19 protein-coding genes and 2 tRNA genes are annotated in these 24492 nt (G+C 54.3%); 4 read left to right on the top strand and 17 right to left on the bottom strand.

The window, feature by feature from the left end; all coding sequences use genetic code 11:
* Positions 1–11 precede the first annotated feature (11 nt).
* From AUQ41_RS04525 to AUQ41_RS04485, 9 genes are all read right to left on the bottom strand, one after another.
* Positions 12–88, bottom strand: a tRNA-Val gene (locus AUQ41_RS04525).
* 111 nt (positions 89–199) lie between these two features.
* A complete protein-coding gene (locus AUQ41_RS04520; protein WP_008891813.1) occupies positions 200–472 on the bottom strand; it encodes an HU family DNA-binding protein in 273 nt (90 codons plus the stop codon).
* Positions 473–735: 263 nt separating this feature from the next.
* Positions 736–3147 (bottom strand): endopeptidase La, encoded by a 2412-nt coding sequence (gene lon / locus AUQ41_RS04515; protein WP_008891814.1) that lies wholly within the window; start codon positions 3145–3147, stop codon positions 736–738.
* 141 nt (positions 3148–3288) lie between these two features.
* The gene (gene clpX, locus AUQ41_RS04510; protein ID WP_008891815.1) at positions 3289–4554 is read right to left on the bottom strand and encodes an ATP-dependent Clp protease ATP-binding subunit ClpX; all 1266 of its coding nucleotides are present in this window, start codon (positions 4552–4554) and stop codon (positions 3289–3291) included.
* Between the two features lie 301 nt (positions 4555–4855).
* Entirely contained in the window at positions 4856–5485 is a 630-nt protein-coding gene (gene clpP, locus AUQ41_RS04505) for an ATP-dependent Clp endopeptidase proteolytic subunit ClpP (protein ID WP_008891816.1), read from the bottom strand.
* A 44-nt stretch (positions 5486–5529) separates the two neighbouring features.
* Entirely contained in the window at positions 5530–7002 is a 1473-nt protein-coding gene (tig, locus tag AUQ41_RS04500; protein WP_008891817.1) for a trigger factor, read from the bottom strand.
* Between the two features lie 113 nt (positions 7003–7115).
* Positions 7116–7200 (bottom strand) — tRNA-Leu (locus tag AUQ41_RS04495).
* Between the two features lie 167 nt (positions 7201–7367).
* Positions 7368–8774, bottom strand: coding sequence for a malonyl-CoA decarboxylase (locus tag AUQ41_RS04490; RefSeq protein ID WP_063086956.1), 1407 nt, complete (start codon positions 8772–8774; stop codon positions 7368–7370).
* Between the two features lie 149 nt (positions 8775–8923).
* A complete protein-coding gene (locus AUQ41_RS04485) occupies positions 8924–10387 on the bottom strand; it encodes an NAD(P)H-hydrate dehydratase (protein WP_063086955.1) in 1464 nt (487 codons plus the stop codon).
* A gap of 195 nt (positions 10388–10582) precedes the next feature.
* On the opposite strand from AUQ41_RS04485, the gene AUQ41_RS04480 reads away from it, so the two are divergent.
* Both AUQ41_RS04480 and AUQ41_RS04475 read left to right on the top strand, forming a co-directional pair.
* Complete coding sequence (locus tag AUQ41_RS04480) at positions 10583–11833, top strand: D-amino acid dehydrogenase (protein ID WP_063086954.1); 1251 nt, start codon at positions 10583–10585, stop codon at positions 11831–11833.
* A gap of 35 nt (positions 11834–11868) precedes the next feature.
* Positions 11869–12981: a PAS domain-containing sensor histidine kinase gene (locus AUQ41_RS04475; protein ID WP_063086973.1), complete on the top strand. Its 1113-nt coding sequence runs from the start codon at positions 11869–11871 to the stop codon at positions 12979–12981.
* Between the two features lie 74 nt (positions 12982–13055).
* Here the strand turns inward: AUQ41_RS04475 and AUQ41_RS04470 are convergent, their stop codons facing one another.
* The 5 genes from AUQ41_RS04470 to bfr (AUQ41_RS04450) form a co-directional block, all read right to left on the bottom strand.
* Positions 13056–13532 (bottom strand): cytochrome c, encoded by a 477-nt coding sequence (locus AUQ41_RS04470; protein WP_232308309.1) that lies wholly within the window; start codon positions 13530–13532, stop codon positions 13056–13058.
* A 30-nt stretch (positions 13533–13562) separates the two neighbouring features.
* On the bottom strand, positions 13563–13952 hold the full coding sequence (gene cueR / locus AUQ41_RS04465; RefSeq protein WP_008891823.1) for a Cu(I)-responsive transcriptional regulator: 390 nt from the start codon (positions 13950–13952) through the stop codon (positions 13563–13565).
* A gap of 9 nt (positions 13953–13961) precedes the next feature.
* Positions 13962–16433, bottom strand: a complete 2472-nt coding sequence (locus tag AUQ41_RS04460) for a heavy metal translocating P-type ATPase (protein WP_083952783.1) — start codon at positions 16431–16433, stop codon at positions 13962–13964.
* Positions 16434–16608: 175 nt separating this feature from the next.
* Complete coding sequence (gene bfr, locus AUQ41_RS04455) at positions 16609–17100, bottom strand: bacterioferritin (RefSeq protein ID WP_063086952.1); 492 nt, start codon at positions 17098–17100, stop codon at positions 16609–16611.
* Positions 17101–17121: 21 nt separating this feature from the next.
* Positions 17122–17598 (bottom strand): bacterioferritin, encoded by a 477-nt coding sequence (gene bfr, locus AUQ41_RS04450; protein WP_063086951.1) that lies wholly within the window; start codon positions 17596–17598, stop codon positions 17122–17124.
* A 263-nt stretch (positions 17599–17861) separates the two neighbouring features.
* Between bfr (AUQ41_RS04450) and AUQ41_RS04445 the strand changes: the two genes are divergently transcribed.
* Entirely contained in the window at positions 17862–19439 is a 1578-nt protein-coding gene (locus AUQ41_RS04445; protein WP_063086950.1) for a cryptochrome/photolyase family protein, read from the top strand.
* Between the two features lie 3 nt (positions 19440–19442).
* On the opposite strand, the gene AUQ41_RS04440 is transcribed toward AUQ41_RS04445, so the two are convergent.
* The 3 genes from AUQ41_RS04440 to AUQ41_RS04435 form a co-directional block, all read right to left on the bottom strand.
* Positions 19443–20990: a cryptochrome/deoxyribodipyrimidine photo-lyase family protein gene (locus tag AUQ41_RS04440; protein ID WP_063086971.1), complete on the bottom strand. Its 1548-nt coding sequence runs from the start codon at positions 20988–20990 to the stop codon at positions 19443–19445.
* A gap of 236 nt (positions 20991–21226) precedes the next feature.
* Positions 21227–21391: a DUF1127 domain-containing protein gene (locus AUQ41_RS20500; protein ID WP_008891829.1), complete on the bottom strand. Its 165-nt coding sequence runs from the start codon at positions 21389–21391 to the stop codon at positions 21227–21229.
* Between the two features lie 298 nt (positions 21392–21689).
* A complete protein-coding gene (locus tag AUQ41_RS04435) occupies positions 21690–22892 on the bottom strand; it encodes an adenylate/guanylate cyclase domain-containing protein (RefSeq protein ID WP_063086949.1) in 1203 nt (400 codons plus the stop codon).
* 266 nt (positions 22893–23158) lie between these two features.
* Between AUQ41_RS04435 and AUQ41_RS04430 the strand changes: the two genes are divergently transcribed.
* On the top strand, positions 23159–24421 hold the full coding sequence (locus tag AUQ41_RS04430) for an ABC transporter substrate-binding protein (protein WP_063086948.1): 1263 nt from the start codon (positions 23159–23161) through the stop codon (positions 24419–24421).
* The last annotated feature ends 71 nt before the right edge of the window (positions 24422–24492 follow it).

Raw genomic sequence — 24492 nt, 5'->3', positions numbered from 1 at the left:
TGCCTTTATCATGGTGGGTGATGAGAGATTCGAACTCCCGACCCTCTCGGTGTAAACGAGATGCTCTAACCAGCTGAGCTAATCACCCGTCTTCTTGGGGTCCATGGCCCCGAAGCGGAGCGGAACATAGCATGGATTTTCCAAAAAGCAATGCCGGTGACGCAAGTCACCGGCATTTTTTAGCTGAACATCGTCAAACTTAGTTGACGGCGTCCTTAAGGCCTTTACCAGCCTTGAACTTCGGCTGTTTCGATGCCGGGATGTCGATTTCTTCACCGGTGCGCGGGTTGCGACCTTTTGAAGCAGCGCGAGCAGCGACAGCGAAGGTACCGAAACCAACCAGACGAACTTCGTCGCCGGATTTCAGAGAATCGGTGATGGAATCGAAAACAGCGTCTACTGCCTTGGCAGCGTCAGCTTTGGACAGATCAGCTTTAGCAGCTACACTTCCAACGAGATCGTTTTTATTCACTTCCTGGCCCCCTTGTTTGGACGTTCGGAGTTATGAGGAAATTTGGTTTGCCCCAAACCTGTTGCATGGACAGTGTAAGCAGGTCGCAAACAGCTCGTCAATGCGAGAGACGCAGTTTTCTGCGGTTTTTGACGTTTTTTTCGATTTTTTGCGCTTTACACCAATCCCGACATGTTCCTGCGCCGATTCTTGGGCAAAGTTATCCACAGAAAAAGGGGGCCGACAGTGTCGGCCCCCTTGTTTTCTGCGCGTTCTGACGATCCCTAGTGAGTCGTCACACCGCCGATTTCCGATTCTTCGCCGTCCTTGGATTTGACAGCAACGTCATCAACCTCTTCTTCCCACTCGATCGGGACAAGCGGATTGACCAAGGCGTGGCTCAGAACTTCGTCAACATGCGACACTGGAATGATTTCCATGCCGCGTTTGACGTTGTCCGGAATCTCTTCGAGATCCTTTTCGTTTTCCTGCGGGATCAGAACGGTTTTTACCCCGCCGCGCAACGCAGCCAAGAGCTTTTCTTTCAAACCGCCAATCGCAAGCACACGGCCACGCAGCGTAACTTCGCCGGTCATCGCAACGTCCTTGCGCACCGGGTTGCCGGTCAGAACCGAAACAACCGAAGTCACCATACCAACACCTGCCGACGGACCGTCTTTGGGGGTGGCACCTTCTGGCACGTGAACGTGGATGTCACGTTTCTGGAACAAGGTCGGCTTGATCCCGAAATCAACCGCACGCGAACGGACAAACGAGGTCGCCGCCTGGATTGATTCCGTCATGACTTCACCGAGTTTACCGGTGGTTTTCATGTTGCCCTTGCCCGGCACGGTAACAGATTCGATCTGAAGCAAATCGCCACCGAACTCGGTATAGGCAAGACCGGTGACAACACCGACCTGATCTTCACCCTCGGTCTCGCCGAAGCGGAACTTGCGGATACCGGCATATTTACCAAGTGTCCGCGGGGTAACACGAACCGTTTTCAGGTTTTCAAGCATGATACGCTTGGTCGCCTTACGGGCCAGCTTGGCCAATTCACGTTCGAGGCTACGCACACCGGCTTCGCGGGTGTAATAGCGGATCAGATCACGAAGTGCTTCGTCCGAGATGCTCCATTCCCCCTTCTTCAGGCCGTTATCCTTGACCTGTTTGGGAATGAGGTGACGTTTGGCGATCTCGACTTTCTCGTCTTCGGTGTAACCGGAAATCCGGATGACTTCCATACGGTCAAGCAGCGGCTGCTGCATGCGAAGCGAGTTGGCCGTGGTGACAAACATCACATCCGAAAGATCGTAATCGACTTCGAGATAGTGATCGTTAAAGGTCGAGTTCTGTTCCGGATCCAGTACCTCAAGCAATGCCGAGGCCGGATCGCCGCGGAAGTCCGAACCCATCTTTTCGATCTCGTCGAGAAGGAAGAGCGGGTTGGAATATTTCGCCTTTTTCATGCCCTGGACAATCTTGCCCGGCATGGACCCGATATAGGTCCGGCGGTGACCGCGGATTTCGGATTCATCGCGAACCCCACCGAGTGACATGCGCACAAAGCTACGCCCGGTCGCATTGGCCATCGACTTGCCAAGCGATGTTTTACCAACACCGGGAGGACCAACGAGGCAAAGGATCGGACCTTTGACCTTTTTGGTACGCGCCTGAACCGCAAGATATTCAAGGATGCGTTCCTTGACCTTTTCCAGACCGTAATGCTCCTTGTCGAGCACCTTCTTGGCCTTTTTCAGGTCGTGGGAAACACGCGAACGCTTGTTCCACGGAATGGACACCATCCAGTCAAGATAGTTGCGCACCACGGTGGCTTCTGCCGACATCGGGCTCATATTGCGCAGTTTCTTGAGTTCTGCCTGTGCCTTTTCCTTGGCTTCCTTGGGCATTTTGGCCTTGTTCAGCTTCTCTTCGATTTCAGAAGCTTCATCCTTGCCATCTTCGCCCTCGCCCAGTTCCTTCTGAATGGCTTTGAGCTGTTCATTCAGATAGTACTCGCGCTGGGTTTTCTCCATCTGGCGTTTGACGCGGTTGCGGATTTTCTTTTCAACCTGCAACACGCCAATTTCGGATTCCATGAAGCCGAAAATACGTTCCAGACGATCGCCAACCAGCTTGGTTTCCAGCAATTCCTGCTTTTCGGAAATCTTCAGCGACAGGTGGGATGCCACCGTATCGGCAAGCTTGGCCGGTTCTTCGATCTGATTGACCGACACCAGAACTTCAGGTGGAATTTTCTTGTTCAGCTTGATGTACTGTTCGAACTGGGTGACGACAGAACGGGCCAGCGCTTCGAGTTCGCTGTCATCCTCGTCACTGTCTTCACGCACCGAACCATAGGCCTGGAAGAATTCCGGGTTATCGACGTAGCCGGTAATTTCGGCACGTTTTCCGCCTTCAACCAATACCTTGACGGTTCCGTCCGGCAGCTTGAGCAGCTGCAAGACAGTTGCGACAGTACCAATTTCATAGAGATCTTCGACAGCCGGGTCATCAAGACCGGCGTCTTTCTGGGTGACAAGCAGGATCTGCTTGTCTTCGCGCATCACATCTTCGAGTGCACGCACCGATTTTTCACGTCCGACAAACAGCGGAACAATCATGTGCGGGAACACGACAATGTCACGCAACGGCAGCACCGGGTATATTTCGCCACGCGCCAATTCGACCATTATGTTCTTTCCCTACTCTGAGCCGTAACGCTGCTGTGCGGTCCTGCCATAGGCCCCGCCAGCAACGCGAACATGTTTTAGATAATCGTTAGATAATCCGGATTTCCCGCACCGCAATAGTTGCCGGTGCGGGAATTACGTTCAGGCAGTATTTTCAACACCTTCACGACGTTCTGCATGGATCAGCAACGGCTTTGCCTTTCCATTAACGACGTCAGCGTTGATGACGATTTCCTCGACGCTTTCCATGGTCGGCAGATCGAACATGGTTTCAAGCAGGATGCCTTCCATGATCGAGCGCAAACCACGCGCACCGGTCTTGCGTTCAATTGCCTTGTCGGCAATCGCCTTGAGCGCATCCGTCTGGAAGGTGAGTTTCACGTCTTCCATATCGAACAGGCGCTGATACTGCTTGATCAGTGCGTTTTTCGGCTCGGTCAAAATCTGGACCAGAGCTTCGTTGTCGAGGTCTTCGAGCGTTGCCAGAACCGGCAGACGACCAATGAATTCCGGGATAAGACCGAACTTCAAAAGATCTTCCGGCTCGACTTCGCGCAGAACATCACCAGCACGGCGTTCATCAGGGCCACGGACGTCGGCACCAAAGCCGATTGCGCTGCCCCTGCCACGCTGGGAAATCACCTTGTCCAGGCCCGCGAACGCGCCGCCGACGATGAACAGGATATTGGTGGTGTCGACCTGCAAGAATTCCTGTTGCGGATGTTTCCGGCCGCCCTGCGGCGGTACGGAAGCAACAGTGCCTTCCATGATCTTGAGCAATGCCTGCTGCACGCCCTCGCCCGAAACATCACGGGTGATGGACGGGTTGTCGGACTTGCGCGAAATCTTGTCGACTTCGTCGATATAGACGATGCCGCGCTGGGCCCGCTCGACATTGTAGTCAGCAGCCTGCAGCAGCTTGAGAATGATGTTTTCGACATCCTCACCCACATAACCGGCTTCGGTCAGGGTGGTGGCATCTGCCATGGTGAACGGCACATCAAGAATACGTGCCAGGGTCTGGGCCAGAAGCGTTTTACCGCAACCGGTCGGACCAACCAGCATGATGTTCGATTTTGCCAGTTCGATGTCTTCATTCTTGCTGGAATGGTGCAGGCGCTTGTAATGGTTGTGAACCGCGACCGAGAGAACTTTCTTCGCATGGCCCTGACCGATGACATAGTCATCAAGGACCTTGCAAATCTCTTGCGGAGAAGGCACCCCGTCTGCCGATTTGACGAGATGTGTTTTGTGCTCTTCGCGGATGATGTCCATGCAAAGCTCTACGCATTCATCACAGATGAACACGGTTGGACCGGCGATGAGCTTGCGAACCTCGTGCTGGCTCTTTCCACAGAAAGAACAGTACAGAGTGTTCTTGGAGTCCCCGCTATTCGATTTGCTCATACAAACCCCAATTACGTTTGACGTTATCTTTTATCGCCATGTTAGCCGGTAAACGATACCGATCTCAACGTTTAATCTGCGCTTTTCGGCTTTATGGCGTCATGTTTGATATGGGTTCGCTATCTTGGTTGCGAAACCCCTTGCATTAATCACCCAAACGTTCGGGCGGCCAGCAAGTTCCGAACAATAACGCCCAAGCCTGCACATACTCTTGTCTATGACTTAAAACTGCCATGAGGCAAGACATAAAAAAACGCCCCGGCCGATCACCGGGGCGTTTCCACCAATCACACCTGAGTGATCAGTCTTTCTTTTCATCACTTTCCGGCTTCGGACGCGATGTAACGACCTCGTCGATCAGACCAAATTCCTTGGCCTGATCAGGGGTGAGGAAGTTATCACGCTCCATTGCGTCTTCGATGGTCTTGAGATCGCGGCCGGTATGTTCGACATAGATCTCGTTAAGACGCTGACGCAGAGCCAGAATTTCACGGGCATGAATTTCGATGTCCGATGCCTGACCCTGGAAGCCGCCAGACGGCTGGTGGATCATGACGCGTGCATTGGGCAGGCAGTAACGCTTGCCTTTTGCACCGGCCATCAGAAGCAGCGAGCCCATGGATGCCGCCTGCCCCATGCACACCGTGGAGACATCGCAACGGATGTACTGCATGGTGTCATAGATGGCGAGACCCGAGGTCACAACACCGCCCGGTGAGTTGATGTAAAGCGAGATATCCTTATCCGGATTTTCCGATTCGAGATGCAGCAACTGCGCACAGATCAGTGACGACATGCCGTCATGGACCTGACCGTTGATGAAAACGATGCGCTCCTTAAGAAGGCGCGAAAAGATGTCATAGGCACGCTCGCCACGGCTGGTCTGTTCAACGACCATCGGTACAAGCGAATTCATCCGTTCTTCAATCATCAACTGCAATCTCCCTGCATGATCCTAAACCGTGTCCGGCCGGATTACTTGTCTTCGGATTTGTCAGCAGCTTTTTTAGCGGCCGGCTTTTTGGCTGCAGCTTTCTTGGCCGGGGCTTTTTTAGCCGGAGCCTTTTTCTCTGCGTCCTTTTTCGCCGGTGCTTTCTTAGCAGCCGATTTCTTCTTCGGAGCTTCGTCTTCCTCTTCCGGCTTCAGAAGGTCTTCAACCGAAACGGTTTTTTCTTCTACCTTGGCGAGTTCGACGATGTAATCAACGACCTTGTCTTCATATACAGGGCCCTGAAGCGCCTGCAAGGCCTGCGGGTTATTTTTATAGAATTCGATAACCTGCTGTTCCTGACCCGGATATTTCTGGGCTTCGGCAACGAGGACCTTGTTGACGTCTTCCTGAGTGACCTGGATCTCATTCTCACGGCCGACTTCTGCAAGCAGAAGGCCCAGAAGAACGCGACGTTCTGCGATTTCGCGGAACTCTTCGGTCAGCTCTTCTTCGGACTTGCCCTTGGTCTCGTCGTCTTCCTGTCCAGCTTCACGGGCCTGTTTGATCTGGCCGATGATGCCTTCGAGTTCGTTTTCAACGAGCGACTTCGGCAGTTCGAAGCTGTGGTTTTCAGCCAGCGCGTCAAGAAGCTGACGCTTCATTTTCTGACGGGAAACCGATTCGTATTCGCGGCCAAAGTCCTTGCGGATCGCTTCTTTAAGGGACTCAAGGCTGTCCTGACCGAGTTTCTTGGCCAGTTCATCATCCAGCTCAGCCGGTTTCTTTTCCTTGATTTCCTTGACGGTTACGTCGAACTCAGCGTCTTTGCCTGCGAGTTCGGCAGCACCGTAAGCTTCCGGGAATTTCACTTTGACGACGACTTCGTCACCAGCGTTCACACCGGTCAGCTGATCTTCGAAACCTTCGATGAAGGAACCCGAACCGAGTTCGAGTTCGTAATCTTCGGCTTTGCCACCTTCGAACGCTTCGCCGTCGATTTTGCCCAGAAAGTCGATAACGACAACGTCACCGGCTTTGGACTTGCGCTTGCGTGCGAGCGGTGCAGTCGTACCCTGTGCGGATGCGATGCGCTCGAGGGTTTCGTTCACCTTGCTGTCGTCAAGTTCAACAACTTCACGGGTCAGCTTCAGCTTTTTGAAGTCCATTGCTTCGATGGCCGGGATGATTTCGACTGCGATGTCGAATTCCAGATCGCCGCCTTCATCGAATTTGGTGACTTCGATTTTCGGCTGAACAGCCGGGCGCAGGTCATTGTCGTTCAGAACCTTGCCGGTGTTTTCGTTGACAGCGGCTTCAAGGACTTCGCCCATGACGGCCTGGCCGTAACGCTGACGCAGAAGTTTCGCCGGAATCTTGCCCGGACGGAAGCCCGGCAGGCGAACCTGATCCTTGATCTCGTCAAGTTTGGCGACGACTTTTTCTTCGATATGTGCGGCGGGCACGACGACTTTGAACTCGCGCGCCAGGCCTTCGTTTTTGGTTTCAGTAACCTGCATAGATAACTCTTTTGCTTGGTTCGAATAATGTCCGTTACGCGACGCAGTCCGGACGTCAGAAAGTCAATACGACTAAACGAATATGGTACCCGGTCAAATTTTCAGCCTGCTTATGGTACGGGTGAAGGGACTCGAACCCCCACGGATTGCTCCACTGGAACCTAAATCCAGCGCGTCTACCAGTTCCGCCACACCCGCACACAAGCATAGAAATCACTCCGGTCACACCGGAATGAGTGCGCCTTAATACAAACTTCGATCCCCTCATGCAAGCATCGCCTTTTCGACAAACGCAATCTTGTCGAAAATATCCATCAAACAGGGCCTAAATCGACGGCAATCAGCCGATTTCAGGTGACGCCCCCCTAGCGAAAATGACGTTTTACGGCACTGGAAACCGCGATTTTGCCCTGCCCGACGTAACTTTCGTGATTTTTTTCGATGGTCGAAAGGTCATAGAGATAGTTCACCATCATCCCGAATGACTGGTTCCAGCCATTTTCCTTGGCATTGCCATTCCAGTTCAACCGTTCTACCCGCGCACCGTTGCTCAGATGAAAATGCGCGACCGGATCAAAGGCGGTGTCCATGCCGGGACGCTTGGCATTCAAAAGATACCACGCCGTGACATATTCGATATTTGCCCGCGTGCGTTCAGAAACGCCGTCCGGGCTGGTGGCAGGTGGTTTTGGCCCCATCAGGTCATCACAATCGGTCAAGGCCGCCTCAATCGCCTTGGGCAGGCCGGTTTCCTCACCCTTGGCCATGGTATCGAGCTGCCGGTCCATCCAGTTGCGCAGTGCCGGTATTGGCGACAGGGTTGAAAACTGTTTGAGATGCGGCAGATCACGCTGCAATTGGGCGACCACCCGCTTGATCAGGAAATCGCCAAAGCTGATTCCCGCCAATCCGGCCTGCGCGTTTGATATTGAATAGAAGATCGCCGTGTCGGGCTTCGTGTCGCTTTTGGGTGCCTTTTCCCTGCCGCCCAAATCATCATCCTTGCTTTCGATCAGCTCATCGACGTTGCCTGCAATGCCGTTCACAAGCGCGACTTCCACGAAAATAAGCGGCTCATCGGGCATCCCGGGATGGAAGAAGGCGAAACACCGACGGTCTGAGGCAAGTCGACGTTTAAGGTCATCCCAGCTTTGAATGGCGTGAACGGCTTCATAGGCGATCAGTTTTTCCAGCAGTGCGGCCGGTGAATTCCATGTGATGCGTTGGAGTTCAAGAAAGCCGATATCAAACCAGCTTGCCAGCAATGTCTTGAGATCGCGTTCCAGAATGGCAAGTCCCGGGGCCACTTTGCGCCAGCGCAAAAGATCAGCCCGCAGATCAACCAGGAACTTCACACCTTGCGGTAATGAGTTGAATTCCTTGAGGATCAAGCGGAATGGCGGCACCAGTGCGGCACGCAGTTCAGTTTCAAGCAATGCCTGTTCGGCCAGATCATCAGCCGCCGTCCAATCGGCCATGACTGCCGCAACACGATCGCGGTCCACACCGAATTCATTGACCAGAAGATGCAGGAATTCACGTTTTCCCGTGTCATCAAGGCGCAAGAAATCATGTCCAAGGGCGGCTGCGCGCGCACGGGCCGATACCGCCCCACCACGCCTTGCCAGACAGTCGGCGATTTGTTCACGCCAGCGATCCTGGCGGGTCTGGCTTTCATCAAAACCAAGGCCACGCACCACCGGGCTATCTCGTAGTTCGCGCCATGCGCCACGAAGATTATCAAGGGTTCTGTCGAGAAACGTCTGAGACATGCCTGTCTCCCACTCCGATATCAGAAGAACTTCAAATCGTTTCCTCAATGCGCGATGTCCCATCCCATCACGCCATACCGTTTTTATATCGGGTGATTATACCGCAAGTGCCAGCGGCAGCGGCGACTTCTTATTCACCTTATTTCACGTCATGCCTTTTTGCGCGACGCCAGCCAAAGTTCGCGCAAGACAGCCGGAAGATGTTCCGGAATGTCTTCGGCAATCAGGCCGGGGCCGATATCCGCCCCGCTTCGTGCATGAAGCCATACCCCCATGCAGGCGGCGTCAAAACTATCCATGCCTTGCGCCATCAACCCACCAATGATCCCGGCCAACACATCGCCCGACCCGGCGGTTGCCAGCCAAGGCACATCCACCGCACTGATGGCTGCCCGCCCGTCCGGCGCGGCAATCACCGTATCAGCCCCCTTGATCAGGACAGTGGCGCTGCAGCGTTTGGCCGCGGCCCGTGCCCGACAAAGCTTGTCGCCGTTGATATCGGGAAACAGGCGGGAAAATTCGCCCTCATGCGGGGTCAGGACAGTCGGGCCTTGCACGGCAAAGCACAAGGTAGACGGATCTTCGGCAAAGCTTGTGAGTGCGTCGGCATCAAGCACCGTCGCCCGGCACAGATGCAAAAGTTTCAGAACAAGGGCACGCGTATCATCACCAACGCCAAATCCCGGCCCGATGACAAAGGCATTATGACGACAGTCATTCACAAGCGCATCAAATGCAGACATCGGGGCGGTCATGTTGCCAGGCGCATCCGATGCGTAGATCGGCAATGCCTGTGCATCTGCCACGATGGTCAGAAGCCCCACCCCGGATCGGCGTGCGGCACGCGCCACAAGGCGGGTTGCCCCGGTCATGGTAGCGCCACCAAAGGCCAAAAGATGCCCGCGATGGTATTTGTGGCCTTCAAGCCCCGGCCAATGGATGCCAGCCCGCCACAAAACCGGATCGTTGCGCCAACAGGCAGGCGCAATATCAAGGACCGTCTGATCGGTGATACCGATATCGCGCACGGCCAGTTCACCGCACATCAAACGCCCCGGTAAAAGATAATGCCCGGGCTTCGCGCGACAAAACGTCACGGTCAGGTCGGCCTTGACGGCGACACCCAGAACCATGCCGGTATTGCCATCAACCCCCGATGGTACATCCACCGCAACAACACTGCACGGGCTTGAATTGATTGTGGTGACAAGTTCGGCAACATCGCCGGTGATGGCGCGTGCAAGCCCGGCCCCGAAAATGCAATCGACCACCAGATCCGCGCCGACAACAAGGGCGGGTGAAAGAAGTTCGGTCGCCCCTTCCCAGCGGGCAGCATGCAGGGCTGCGTCCCCTTTTAGGTCAGCCACATCGCCCATCAGCCCCAAACGCACCGACCAGCCTTCATCGCGCAGAAGCTTGGCAATGGCAAAACCATCACCACCGTTGTTGCCGGGGCCACACAACACCGATACGGAACGCGGTGACCAGTGACGGATGATTTCCTCAAACACGGCGCGACCGGCATTTTGCATCAAAACGTCGCCGGGGATGCCGCCTTCGATTGTGCGGCGGTCTGCTTCGTACATTTGATCGGTTGTCAGGATTTCAAACATTTCACCCCGTCATCCTTGTCGTGAACTTCCGGTCTGCGTTGTGCATCAAGACAGCATTTAAAACAGGTCCAGTCGACTGTAGCCATTTAAATTTCACCCCACTATAGTGCAGCGAAATTCGCATGTCGGATAGTTGGCAGAAAGGCTGACCATCAGACCGCAACACGAAACTTTCCGCAGCAAGGCTTTGCCCGCATGCATGTAGTCGTCATGGGCGCCGGGGTCATCGGGACAACGGCGGCCTGGTATCTTTTGCAAAATGGTCATCAGGTTACGGTCATTGATCGTCGGCATGCCAGTGCGCAGGAAACAAGCTTTGCCAATGGCGGTCAGATTTCTGCTTGTCACGCCACACCCTGGGCGAATGCATCCACCCCCAAACAAATCCTGGGCTGGCTTGGCCGGGAAGAAGCACCGCTTCTGTTTCGGATGCGCTTTGACCCGCAGCTGTTTTCTTGGGGCTTGCGGTTCTTGCGCAACTGCACCGATGCGCGGGCCAAGATCAATCTGGAAAAGGCGCTTAGGGTTGCGATCTATAGCCGCGATTGTCTGCGTGCCCTGCGTGATGAACTTGATCTTGAATACGATCATAGCACACGTGGCATCCTGCATATCTGCCGTACTGAGCAGGACATGGTCGCGGTCGAAAAGGCCACCTCCCAGATGCAGGAATACGGCCTTAAGCGTAGGCTTGTCTCGCCCCAAGAATGTCTCAGCATTGAACCGGCCCTGCGTGATGCCACAGCCCCTATCATTGGCGGCAGCTTTACCCCGGATGATGAAAGCGGTGATGCACGCAAATTCACCGAACGTCTGAGCGAACATTGCATCGCCAAGGGCGCATCGTTTCACTTCAACACCAACATCAACGGCCTTGTGCATGATCAGGGAAAGATCACCTGTGTTCAAACAGACCAGGGTGACATCCATGCGGATGCCTTTCTGGTCTGTCTGGGCAGTTACAGCCCGTTGATGCTGGCGCCGCTTGGCATCAAATTGCCGATTTATCCGTGCAAAGGATATTCGATTAGTATTGATACCACCGGCTATTCCGGGGCACCCGAAACGGCCCTGATCGATGACAGTGTGAAAATGGTGTATTCGCGCCTCGGCACACACCTTCGGGTTGCAGGCACAGCGGAGCTTGATGGCTATAACCTTCGGATGTCGCCACGCCGCCAAAAACTTATCGTTGATAAAGCACTGGAATTATTCCCGAATTCAGGTGATCGATCCAGCGTCGATTTCTGGTCTGGTTTGCGCCCGGTAACACCGGATTCTGCCCCTGTTCTTGGGGATACGAAGTATGCTAATCTATACCTTAATACGGGGCATGGGACGTTGGGTTGGACGATGAGTTGCGGATCAGCAAAAGCCGTCGCCGATCTCATCAGCGACAAGACCCCTGACATCTCTCTGACGGGGCTGGGTATCGACCGCTTTTAGCGGACGACCTGATTATTATGGGATCACGGGCTGACATGACCAGCAACACACCAATTGGTTCAACCAATGTGCCATTGGCCGATCAGGTTGTTCTGAACGCCCTGCCCTATGCCGCCGTCATATGCGACCGCAACGGCATTGTCATGCAATGTAACGAAGCCATCGCACGTTTGATCGGTGTTTCGCGTGATCGCATGCTGGGCCGCAAGGCCGGTTTCATTTCCAAAGGCCTGATGAGCGATATCGAAGATGTGTTTTCTTCGGGCCGGACCTGGCGCGGCGATATCATTCTGGTCGGTGCTGCCAGGGAAAGCCATGTCTGCGATCTGTCCATCGCCCCGCTTGAATATTGCCAAAACAATGAAACGCGCACTGCGGTGCTGATGACGTTGCTTGAAAATGACCGTCAGGCACAGGCCGAACGCACCCTGATGGAGCAAAACCGCAATCAGTCGGATGCCAACGCCTCAAAATCCGATTTTATCGCCAATATGGGCCATGAATTGCGCACCCCGCTTAATGCGATTATCGGCAACTCCGAACTGATTGCGCATGGGGTTCTTGGCGATCTGCCCGACGGATACCGCGAATGTGGTCGTGACGTTTACGAGGCGGGCAAGCATTTGCTTGAACTGGTCAATAATGTTTTGGACGTGTCAAAGCTGTCGGCCGGTTCCATGACCTTGCAGCTTGAAGAGGCTGATCTTGGTTCGGTGATACGCGATGCCGCCCGGCTTGTCGGGGATGATATTTCGCGTCGCAGCCATCAATTGCAATTCGATCTGCCTGAACAGCCGGTATCGATGCTGTGTGACAAGCTGAAACTCAAACAGATCCTGATCAATATCCTGAGTAACGCCGCAAAATTCACACCCGAACACGGCAAGATCCGCATCGGCCTGACCACCACCGACGAGGACGTCACCTTTGCGATCGAGGATAATGGTGTCGGCATGAGCCCGAATGACATTCCCCGCGCGCTTGCCCGGTTTTCACAGCTTCATCCATCCGGGGTGAAGGAGAGTGTCGGCACCGGTCTTGGCCTGCCGCTGGCCAAGCTTCTGGTAGAACTGCATGGCGGTCGGCTTAGTATCGAAAGCGATCTTGGCAAGGGCACGACCGTGCGCATTACCCTGCCCCGCCCGTAAGCTCATATCATTAACTCCGTACAGCAAAAGACCCGCCTGGACATGTCCAAGGCGGGTCTTTTGATCTTCAGGCCTTATTGGGCCGCAGATTGATTTATCTGTTCGTGCCGCGCGATGATGTCCTTGGGCCAGCGGCTTTTGATGTAAGACAGGCTTGCAATGATTTCCTCGTCGCTCAGCACGCCCTCATAGCCCTGCATGGCCGATTTATAATCGCCCCCGGCCATTGCCGCCGGTCCGTATTTGGTCAGTTCAAACAACACCTGATCGGGGTGATGCCAAGTATGGCCCGTTTCATCATGAGGCGGTGCCGGAAGCAAACCGTCAGGACCGCGTTCCCGCCAATTGGCTTCGCCCTCAAGTCTGGCACCATGGCAGGACGCACAGTTTGCGTCATAGATCTTCTTGCCCTGCGCCACCAGTTGCAGATCACCGGGACGCAACGACACATCCTGATCCGCGATCCCGTTTGGGCCAAAGAATGTGACGATGCCATACATAATCGCCGCACCGACAAGGGCGCCAAGCGCCATAACACCTTTATTCTTCAATGTGCTCTCTCATTCTTTTGTGTTTCGGCATCACGCCTTGCGGGCAAGATCATTGATGATCGGGCAGTTCGGACGATCATCACCATGACAGGACTGCACAAGGTCGGAAAGTGTATCGCGCAGGCTTTGAAGTTCGGCGATCTTGCGTTCGATCTCTGCCAGATGGGTTTTGGCGATTTCCTTTACATCGGAAGAGGCACGGTTGCGGTCCTCGTAAAGTGACAGCAACACCCGGCAATCTTCGACCGAAAACCCCAGCCCGCGGGCACGTTGCAGGAACCGCAACTTATGCAGATCGTTTTCGTCATAGTCGCGATACCCGTTGGCAAGACGCCCCGGTGAAACCAGACCGATATCCTCGTAATAACGGATGGTTTTCGCCGGAAGTCCGCATTCAGTCGCGGCGTCAGAAATGTTCATCGCCCTCTCCTACTTCCGGACTGTCCAGCGCCGCAATGTCAGCGAGTTACCAACAACCGAGACGGAGCTAAGCGCCATCGCCGCACCGGCAATCGCCGGGCTAAGCACGCCGAATGCTGCCAACGGAACACCGACCACGTTATAGGCAAAGGCCCAGAACAGGTTCTGTGCGATCTTGCGACGGGTGGCGATCGAAATATCAATCGCGGCAGACACAAGTGCCGGATCAGACCGCATCAGGGTGATGCCAGCCGTTTCCATGGCAACATCAGTGCCACCACCCATGGCAATACCGACATCGGCCGCGGCCAGTGCAGGCGCGTCATTGATCCCGTCACCAACCATGGCCACATGACGGCCTTCCTTGCGGAGTTTTTCGACTTCACGCGCCTTGTCCTGCGGGCGAATACGACCTTCGCCACGTTCCAGGCCAAGTTCACGTGCCACGTGGCTTGCGACATCCTGACTGTCGCCCGACAACATGATCGATGAAATGCCGCGTGCCTTCAGATCAGCAATCGCCTGTTTGGCACCTTCGCGAATGCGATCCTCAAGGGTCAGGTAACCGGCAAACGTGCCATCAATCGCAACCAGAATAACGGTTCTGCCTTCGCCTTCGTGTTTCTTGATGTCCTTTGCCAGATCCTGTGACGGACCTGCGATATCAAGATCACTCAGCAAGGCTTCGCTGCCAATGGCGATTTTGTGCTTTTCAACATCGGCCATGACACCGGCACCGGTTTTGCCCTTGAAATTATCGATATCGGGCAGTGATACACCTTCATCCTTGGCAATCGAGACAACCGCACGCGCCAGGGGATGTTCACTGGCGGCCTGAACCGCTGCTGTCAGGCGCAGAAGTTCATTACGGTCAACACCCTCAACCGGGCAGATATCGCGCACGGTCGGCGTGCCTTCCGTTAGGGTTCCGGTTTTATCAAAGATGACGGTATCGACATTGTGGGCCTGTTCAAGTGCCTCGAAATTGCGGATCAGAATACCGTTGCGCGCAGCACTGCCGGTACCGGCCACCAGCGCAGTCGGCGTCGCCAGACCAAGCGCACAAGGACATGCAATCACCAGCACGGAGACGGCGGCAACGATGGATGCCTCTGCGCCAAAGCCGGTAAACAACCATGCGGCCAAGGTCAGCAGTGCAATGACAACCACAATCGGCACAAACACGGCCGATACCCGGTCGACCAGCTTCTGAACCGGGGCCTTGCCGGTCTGGGCCTTTTCAACCAGGCGAATGATCCGCGACAACGTCGTATCATCGCCAACCGCACTGACTTCGATATCAAGACGACCCGTACCGTTCACAGCGCCACCAACAACAGTATCGCCACTAACACGTGCCACAGGTCGGGTTTCGCCGGTGATCAGGCTTTCATCAAGTTCACTTTCACCGGCATGAACCTTGCCATCGACCGGCACACGTTCGCCCGGCAGAACGCGAACGATATCGCCAACCGTAAGGCTTTCAATCGCGACATCCTGTTCGCCTTCGCCCGCGACCACCTTGCGCGCACGACGTGGACGGAGCGCCATCAATTCACGAATGGCGGCTGATGCCCCGCGTTTGGCGCGTTCTTCCATGATTTTGCCCGCAAGGATCAGGGTAATGATCGCAGCGGACGCCTCGAAATAAAGATGGGTCTGCCCGGCATTGGCCGTCAGCATGTTATAGAGGCTGAGGAAATAGGCCGCCGATGTGCCAAGGGCGACCAGCACATCCATATTGGCACTGCGATGGCGCAGGGCTGCATATGCCCCCTGATAGAAGCGCGCACCGATATAGAACTGAACCGGTGTCGCAAGCGCAAGTTCAACCCATGCCGGCAGATGATAGGACACACCAAGGTTCATCCAGACCATCTGCAAAACCAGTGGTGCGGTCAGCAATGCCGATACCGCAAGAAGGATCAGGGATTTGTCCTGTTTCTTCTCGTTGCGCGCCGCCTCGTCTGCATCACCATCTTCGGATCCGGATTTATTGCGTGACGTTGCGTGATAGCCGGCATACTCAATCGCCTTGATCGCGACGGCATCATTGACCTTGCCCGACAGGGCCGAGATATCGGCACGTTCCAGCGCGAAATTGACACTTGCCGTTGTGACGCCCGGCAATGCCGAAAGTGCCTTTTCAACCCGCAAAGCGCAGTTCGCGCATGTCATGCCATCTACATCAAAGGAAAGCTTTTGGGTCACGACGCTATAGCCTGAATCCGCTACCGCCTCGGCGATTTTGGATGTATCAAGCTTGCTGTCGTCAAAATGCACATTTGCGCTGTTAAGTGCAAAGTTCACGGTGACATCAGAAACACCATCGAGACCAGCAATGGCCTTTTCAACGCGGCCTGCACAGTTTGCACAGGTCATGCCTTCGATCTCGAGGTTCACTTCGCTGGTATTGGCAGTCGGCTGCACGGATGCCCCACCGCCTGCTGCGGTATCGTACTCGTCTGTTCGGCGATCCATATCACGCACCTCAAAAAAGGGGTTATTACAAGATATGGGGCACGATAGACCTTCCAGCAACTGGAAGGTCAAGATAAAAAAGCGATATATAAAAATGCAGGACTAAGCCTCTGATACCAAAAAGAAAGCCCCGGACATTGCCGGGGCCTTCTTAAAATTGTTTGCTGGCTGATGATCAACCTTCCGGGTTTGGTTCCCCGGCTGCGCGGAACTGGATGTAGTTCGGCAGGCCCATCATGTCGATCAGGCGGATCTGCTGTTCCAGCCAATAGGCATGATCTTCTTCGCTGTCATCAAGCAAGGCGACCAGCATCTGGCGTGTCTGGAAATCATCCTCTGCCTCGGCGATCTTGATCGCCTTTTTCAGAAGATTGATCACGTGGTATTCGTGTTCAAGATCGTTTTTCATCATCTCGGGCACGGTTTTGCCGATCTTGATCGGTTCGCGCGATGCGGTATCGGGCACGCCTTCAAGGAACAGGATACGCTCGATCAGACGCTTTGCGTGTTCGAGTTCCTCATCCTTTTCGTGATGCATGCGTTCATAGAGCGAATGCAGGCCCCAATCGGCATACATTTCAGCATGTGTGTTGTACTGGTCGGCCGCCGACAGTTCGGCAGTGAGCTGTTTGTTCAGCGCGGCGAGGACCTTTTTACCACCCTTCATGGCGTAATACTCCTGATCTGATTAGTCGCCGTCGCCTGAACGGCTCTGGATGTAGTTTGCAATCCCGACATTTTCGAGCTGCCATTCTTCGGTCTCAAGCCAATCAACGTGCTCTTCCTGTTCTTCCAGGAATTTCACAAGCAGATCGCGCGTCACAAAGTCCTCGGCCTTTTCGCAGGCGGTGATGGCTTCGCGCAGAAGCGGCAGAGACGCCAATTCAAACTTCATGTCACAACTGACGATCTCTTCGACATTTTCGCCGATCATCAGTTTGTTAAGGTTCTGGAGGTTGGGAAGACCTTCAAGAAACAGAATGCGCTCAATCGTGTCGTCAGCGCGTTTCATTTCCTTGATCGAGAGCTTGTACTCATACTCGCCCATTTCTTCCACGCCCCAGTCCCGCAGCATTCTGGCATGCAGGAAATACTGGTTAATCGCAGTCAACTGGTTGGTCAGAATGCGATTAAGATATGTGATGATCTTGGGATCACCTTTCATCATGGCTCTCCTGATGGTTGGGCTATGCAGATAGTGGGAATCCACCCGGCTTGTTTCAAGGAAAAAACGCGCCTTTGATTACCATTATCAATAATTTAGCCGATTTTTCCGAAATAAGCCAGTTGGGGTGAATGACTAAAAATCATTCGCACGGATTTCCCTGAGAATGAAAATCGGTTCGGCGAAATTGCCCTTCGCAAAGATCTTGTGCCCGGATGTTTTCGTACGACTCGCAACTGCCGTGCAATCGATTGAAGCAAAACATGAAGCCGCGCTTTCAAACCATTCGTTTCATCCTTGGGGATCAACTGACACCGTCGCTTTCAAGCCTGAAGGACGCCGATCCCGATCAGGACCTGATCGTCATGGCAGAGCCGCATGACGAGGCCACCTATGTCCCCCATCATCGCCAGAAGATCGTGATGATCCTGTCTGCGATGCGCCACTTTGCCGAGGAATTGCGCGAAAACGGATTTCACGTCGCATATTTCGATTATCAAAACCATCCCACCAAATCCTTCACCGACGCCCTGAAAGCGGCCGTTACCGAGCACAACGTCAAAGAAGTCATCATCACCGAGCCCGGTGAATGGCGGGTCAAACATGAAATCGATACATGGTCCGAAGACCTTGATATCTCGGTTGATGTGCGCGCCGATGACCGGTTCTTTGCCCCGCTTTCGGCATTCGCGGATTTTGCCAAGGACCGCAAGGAACTCCGGATGGAGTATTTCTATCGCGGTTTGCGGCGCGATACCGGCATCCTGATGGAACCCGATGGCAAGCCGGTTGGCGGGCAATGGAACTTTGATCACGACAACCGTAAAAGCCTGCCCGATGATGTGACGCCCCCAACGCCAAAGACCTTTGCGCCCGACAAGATCACGCAGGGCTTGCTTGATCGCGTTTGCGATGATTTTCCCGATGCGCTGGGCAATGTTGCGTCATTCGGCTGGCCGGTCACGTGCAAGGATGCGCTTGCGGCACTTGATCATTTCATCAAGCATCGCTTGGCGCAGTTTGGCGATTACCAGGATGCGATGACGGTTAAAAGTGCCACCCTTTATCATTCCCTGATCAGCCCATGCCTCAATACCGGGCTGTTGTTGCCTGATGAAGTCTGCCGGGCTGCCGAGAAGGCCTATCATGAGGGCAAGGCACCGCTGAATGCGGTTGAGGGGTTTATTCGCCAGATCCTTGGCTGGCGGGAATATGTCCGTGGGCTTTACTGGTATCTTGGCCCGGATTACGGCAGCGGCAATCATTTTGATGCCAAACGCCCCCTGCCCGGGTTTTTCTGGGATGGTGATGTACCGATGAATTGCCTGAAACAGGCGATTGGCGAAACGCTTGAAAATGCCTATGCCCATCACATTCAGCGCTTGATGGTGATTGGCAATTTTTCCCTGCTGGCCGGGCTTGATCCCAAAGAAGTCTGCGACTGGTATCTGGCGGTCTATATCGATGCGTTTGAATGGGTTGAGCTTCCCAACACCTTTGGCATGGCGCTTTATGCCGATGGCGGCAAGATGGCGTCAAAACCCTATGCCGCCAGTGGCAAATATATCGACCGCATGTCAGATTACTGCAAGGACTGCCAGTACAACCCGCGCAACAATACCGGCAAGGATGCTTGCCCGTTTAATGCGCTTTACTGGCACTTTCTGGATCGCAACGCCGACAAGCTTGGCAACAATCCGCGCCTTGGCATGCCATATCGCAACTGGGCCCGCATGAAGGACGACAATAAGCGCGACCTGATCGCACAGGGCGACGCGTTCTTGCGCAAACTTGATGATGGCAAGCTTGACACCGGATCAGAACAAGGCAGCCTTTTCTGAGCCTTAGAAATCAAACGTGATCTGTTGATCGGATTTATAGCGCCCGGCCGGTGGACGTTTCTGTTTAAAGGTTCGGCTGCCATGTTGTTCAACAATTTGCTGTGCCTGATCGCGGAAATCATCGTTTTTGCGAATGGCCCAGATGTTGGTGCGGGCATGTCGGGCGGCGTCCATATGATCGACAATCGGCGCTGGATAATGTTTTCCGATCTCAACGCCCAGATCAATCTGTTCAATCGGGGCAAGACGCCAGGGTTCGTGAACGAAGGCGTCCGGCACGTCGAGCAATTCCGGCACCCAACGGCGGATGAACGCACCATCGGGGTCCTGATCATTAGATTGTTTGACCGGGTTATAGATGCGTGGCGTGTTGATCCCGGTCGTGCCTGATTGCATCTGGATCTGCGGGTAATGAATGCCCGGTTCGTAATCGACAAATTGCCGTGCAAGATGCAATGCGGGTTCACGCCAATGTTGCCAAAGCTGATAGCTGACAAAGGCTGTCAGCATCGCGCGCATCCTGAAATTGATCCAGCCGGTGTGATCAAGGGCCCGCATGCAGGCATCGATAAAGGGAAATCCGGTTTTGCCCGCTTTCCATGCCAGAAGTCCCGTATCATCGGGATGATCAGGCCTTAACCCGTCATAGGCCGGGTGCAGGTTTTCAATCTCGATCCCCGGTGTGGCTTCAAGCTTTTGGACGAAATGGCAATGCCAGTGTAGCCGGCTTTCATACGCCTTTAGTGCGGAAAGAAATCCTTTGGGGCGATCAGTTGCAGGCATGGCATGGATATCGCACCGTCTTTCACGCACAGCATGAATGATTTCGCGCAAGGATACTGTGCCATAGGCAATATGCGGGCTTAGCCGTGAACAGCTATCAAACGCGGTTCGGGGCGATGACATTTCGCGGTGATATCGCTGCCCGCGATAGCCAAGAAAACTGTCAAGCAACCGCATCCCCGCGCGCCGTCCACCACCCTGCGGATCATTGCAAGGTGCGGAAAGGTGCGCCACCGGATGTTGCGGAATCGTGCCGGGATCAAGATCAACAGCAGGTGTTTGAAACCGCACCTGCCCAGTCGGTGGGCTGGCAAAAAACGCCTGCCATGCCCCGTGCCAGTGATCGCGATCAAGCCTGCCACGAATGACCGCGAACTGCCGATGTTCCTGGAATGCAATGCCACTTTGGCGCGCCCAATCCGAGACGGCCAGATCACGTTTGAACGTCCAGAGATTGCCGGTTTCTTCGTGTGCATGAATGGCGCGGATATCGAATGTGTCGGCAAGCCCGGCCAAGATATCAACAACATCGCCAACCCGCACAGTAAGAGATTGACCAAGCGCACGGGCATCAGACGCCAGTTCATCAAGCGACGCACGGATAAATTGCCAATGCCGTGCTGATGTGTCTGGCAGTCGCCAATAGTCGGGCTCGACGACATAAAGCAACACAACAGGATATCCGGCAGCGATCGCCGCATTCAGCGCCGCATGATCATGCAGACGCAGATCGCGCTTTAACCAGACGATTGTGATTGCTGTGCCCATCAGCGCCACCCAACAACACCGGTTGGGTCAGGTGTGGTGGACAGACTTAAAATGCGGAAACAAAACAGCGGCATGCAAACGGAACTCGCAATCACAAGAACATTGCTTCCATACGCTGCTTGACTTTGTCCGGATTGGTTTGGCCCAGAGTCTAAGCCAGAAACACAAAAAGCCGGACTTGTGTCCGGCTTCCGCATTGGCAATCCCGATTGACGGGTGCCTATATGGTGCGAGCGTTATGCAATCGCGTCACGTGCTGCTTTACGAGCAACGTCTTTGATCTGCCACTGGGAAATCCCGACATCATCAAGATCGCGCTTATCAAGGCCGTAAAGTTCATTCGCGACCGAGCGTGCATAGGCCCAACGGCGAACAGCAACAAGAATACTGGACAGGAACATGTTGAACCTCCTTGGGTTACAATTTTGAATGCTGCCTTGGAGGTAACCTCCAACTGTCTGGCGCATTCATCAGCTTGCTTCGCGTTGCAATATGTCGAAATTCCACTTGATCCTCAACCACCAAAAAATGCATATCATCTGTGCCGTTTATTCACAGATAAACACATATGAACAAATCATACCCGACAATCCGTGGCTGATACGGCGATTAAGTATGATGTTTTGAGTTGAATTACACCTGAACGCGCATAGTGCAGCGCAGCATTTTTGCCGGCTTTTCAGGTCAAAACGCCCTGTCCTATGCCCTGCCCTCTGCAACCTTGGCAAAGGGTAAAGCAGATTGAAGGGCATGGACGGTAAGCGGCGCGGCAACGCCTTTGACCGCGAAGTCACCACAGCACACCGTCGGCTCGGTGATGTGGCTTGCCAGAACATCTGACATCAACAAGGGTGTGCCGATCTGTTTGGTCAGGCTTTCCAGACGGGCCGTCCGGTTAACCGCCACCCCCATCACGGTGAAATCCAGTCGGTGGGTACCGCCAACATTGCCATAGACCACTTCGCCGTAATGAAGCCCGACGCCAAAGCGAAGGATTGGTAAGCCTTCTTTCAAACGTTTCCGGTTGACATTTTCCAGATCGGCCAAGGCGGCTTCGGCCGCACGCACGGCGTTTTCACAGACACTTTCGGCGGATTGATTGTTTTCCTGGGCAAAGACAATCAGCATGGCATCGCCGACAAAACGCAAAATCTCGCCCCCATGGGCGCGCACGGCACGTTCAACCGTTTCAAAATAGACATTAAGACTGTCAAGCAGCTGTTCGACCGACAGCGTTTCGGTCATCACCGTGAAATCGCGCACGTCACTGAACCAAAGGGCTGCACGAATGGTTTCACCGTCGCCGCGACGAATATGACCATGCATGACCCGCGCACCGGTGCGTTCGCCCAGATAGGTATCAAGCAACGAATGTTCGATCCGTTTGGTCACATGCAGTTCAAGCACCCCGCCAACGTGATCCAGCAATCCTTCGAAACAGGCGATTTCGCTATCATCGAAACCGTCGGGCTGATCTGTCGCGATGGTCATCACGCACCAGCGTCCGCCACTGAACCGAATGCGGGTACAATAATAGTCTGTCAACCCCATGCCGATCAGTTCGCCGACAAGCGGGTGATGATCGGCCGGATTGACCCTGGCAAGGTGAATGCGCACCGGGCCACCATGCAGGTTAACGTCTTCGACCGGGCTTCCGATGTAAGAACCGCTTTCATGAATGCCGTGGGTGGCCTCCCACAGACGGGCCCCGTGTTCGCGATCCCAAAGAAACGACCAGACGGCGACTTGCGGATGGAGTGCCTCCATCGAGCAGCGCATGCGTGCAATATGAAATCCTTGGGCGTTGATCCGCGTCATCAGTTGGTCAAGGAAGGCATTTGCATCCTCGATCAGGCGACCTTCTTTGGCAATCCAGTCGATAACAGGTGCGCTATTCCACATGGTCGTCCTCTATTCCCCTGCTATCACATGATAATCACGACCAAATTCAATGCACTTATTCCGAGACGTCACAGCTTTAATGCCGACAAACGCCCTAATTGTTTTTGCTGCTCTGCAATATATTAGCGATGTATATTGCCAATTTTGTAACAAAGTGTTTCAGTTCGCAATCTGGAAACGCCCTGTTACAGTTTTGTGGATGCATTGTGCCCCTTCTCGCAGCATGTTGTCGCTGCAAATGGTTAAAAGCCAGGGAGGAAACCTAGATGTATCTGCGCAAAACCATCCTCGCCACTGGTGTGGCGTTTTCTGCACTCGCGACTGCTAACTTTGCTCATGCCGAGCCGACCGCTGAAGTTCTGCACTGGTGGACTTCGGGCGGCGAAGCAAAAGCTGTCGCATCCCTTAAAGAAGATTTCGAAGCCAATGGCGGCACCTGGGTTGATAGCCCGGTCGCTGGTGGTGCTGGCGATGCAGCCATGACCGTTCTGCGTTCGCGCGTTCTGTCGGGTGATGCACCGGCTGCTGTTCAGCTTAAAGGTCCGGCAATTCAGGAATGGGCCGAACAGGGTGCCCTTGCTGATCTCAATGACGTTGCCGCTGCTGAAGGTTGGGATGACGTTATCCCGGCTGCGATCCAGGACGTTATGAAATACGAAGGCGACTATGTTGCTGTTCCGGTAAACGTACACCGCGTTGACTGGATCTGGGCAAACCCGACCCTTCTGGCAAAAGTTGGTGCCGATTCCGCACCGACCACCTGGGACGAGTTCAACGCCCTTGCTGACAAACTCCAGGCTGCTGGCATCACGCCGGTTGCCCATGGTGGTCAGCCGTGGCAGGACGCAACCGTCTTTGAAACCGTCGTTCTTGGCCTTGGCGGCCCGGAATTCTTCCAGAGCGCTCTGGTTGATCTCGACGAAGACGCACTGAACTCCGACACCATGAAAGCGGTGTTTGACCAGATGCGCAAAATCCGTGGTTATGTCGATGCCGACTTCCCGGGTCGTGACTGGAACCTTGCAACTGCAATGGTCATGAATGGCGAAGCCGCCATGCAGATCATGGGTGACTGGGCAAAAGGCGAATTCCTTGCTGCTGGCAAAGTACCGGGCAAAGACTTCATCTGTGCAGCAACCCCGTCTGAAAACGGCTACCTGTTCAACGTTGACAGCTTTGCCATGTTCAACGTTTCGGGCGACGACAAGGTCGCAGGCCAGAAACTGCTTGCCGAACTGATTGTTGGCGAGAAGTTCCAGGAAACCTTCAACCTTCTCAAAGGTTCGATCCCGGCACGTTCAGGCGTTTCGCTTGATAAGTTCGACGATTGCGCCAAGAAGTCCGAAGCTGACCTCCAGGCCGCACAGGAAGCCGGTGGTTTCCTTCCGTCCATGGCACATGGCATGGCACTGCGTGGCCACCTTGCAGGTGCGATCGTTGACGTCGTGACCGCACATTTCAACTCCGACATGTCGTCTGACGAAGCCGTCTCGCGTCTGGTCGAAGCTGTTGAACTGGCCAAAGACTAATCTCATCTGATCAGTACAATCTGAGATATGAGCAATTTGCAGGCCCCGGATTTTCCGGGGCCTGTTTCCCA

Source organism: Thalassospira sp. MCCC 1A02898, from assembly GCF_001618185.1.
Taxonomy (GTDB): Bacteria; Pseudomonadota; Alphaproteobacteria; order Rhodospirillales; family Thalassospiraceae; genus Thalassospira; species Thalassospira tepidiphila.
Note: the sequence above shows the minus strand (reverse complement) of the source record. Positions and strands in the feature narration are given on the sequence as shown.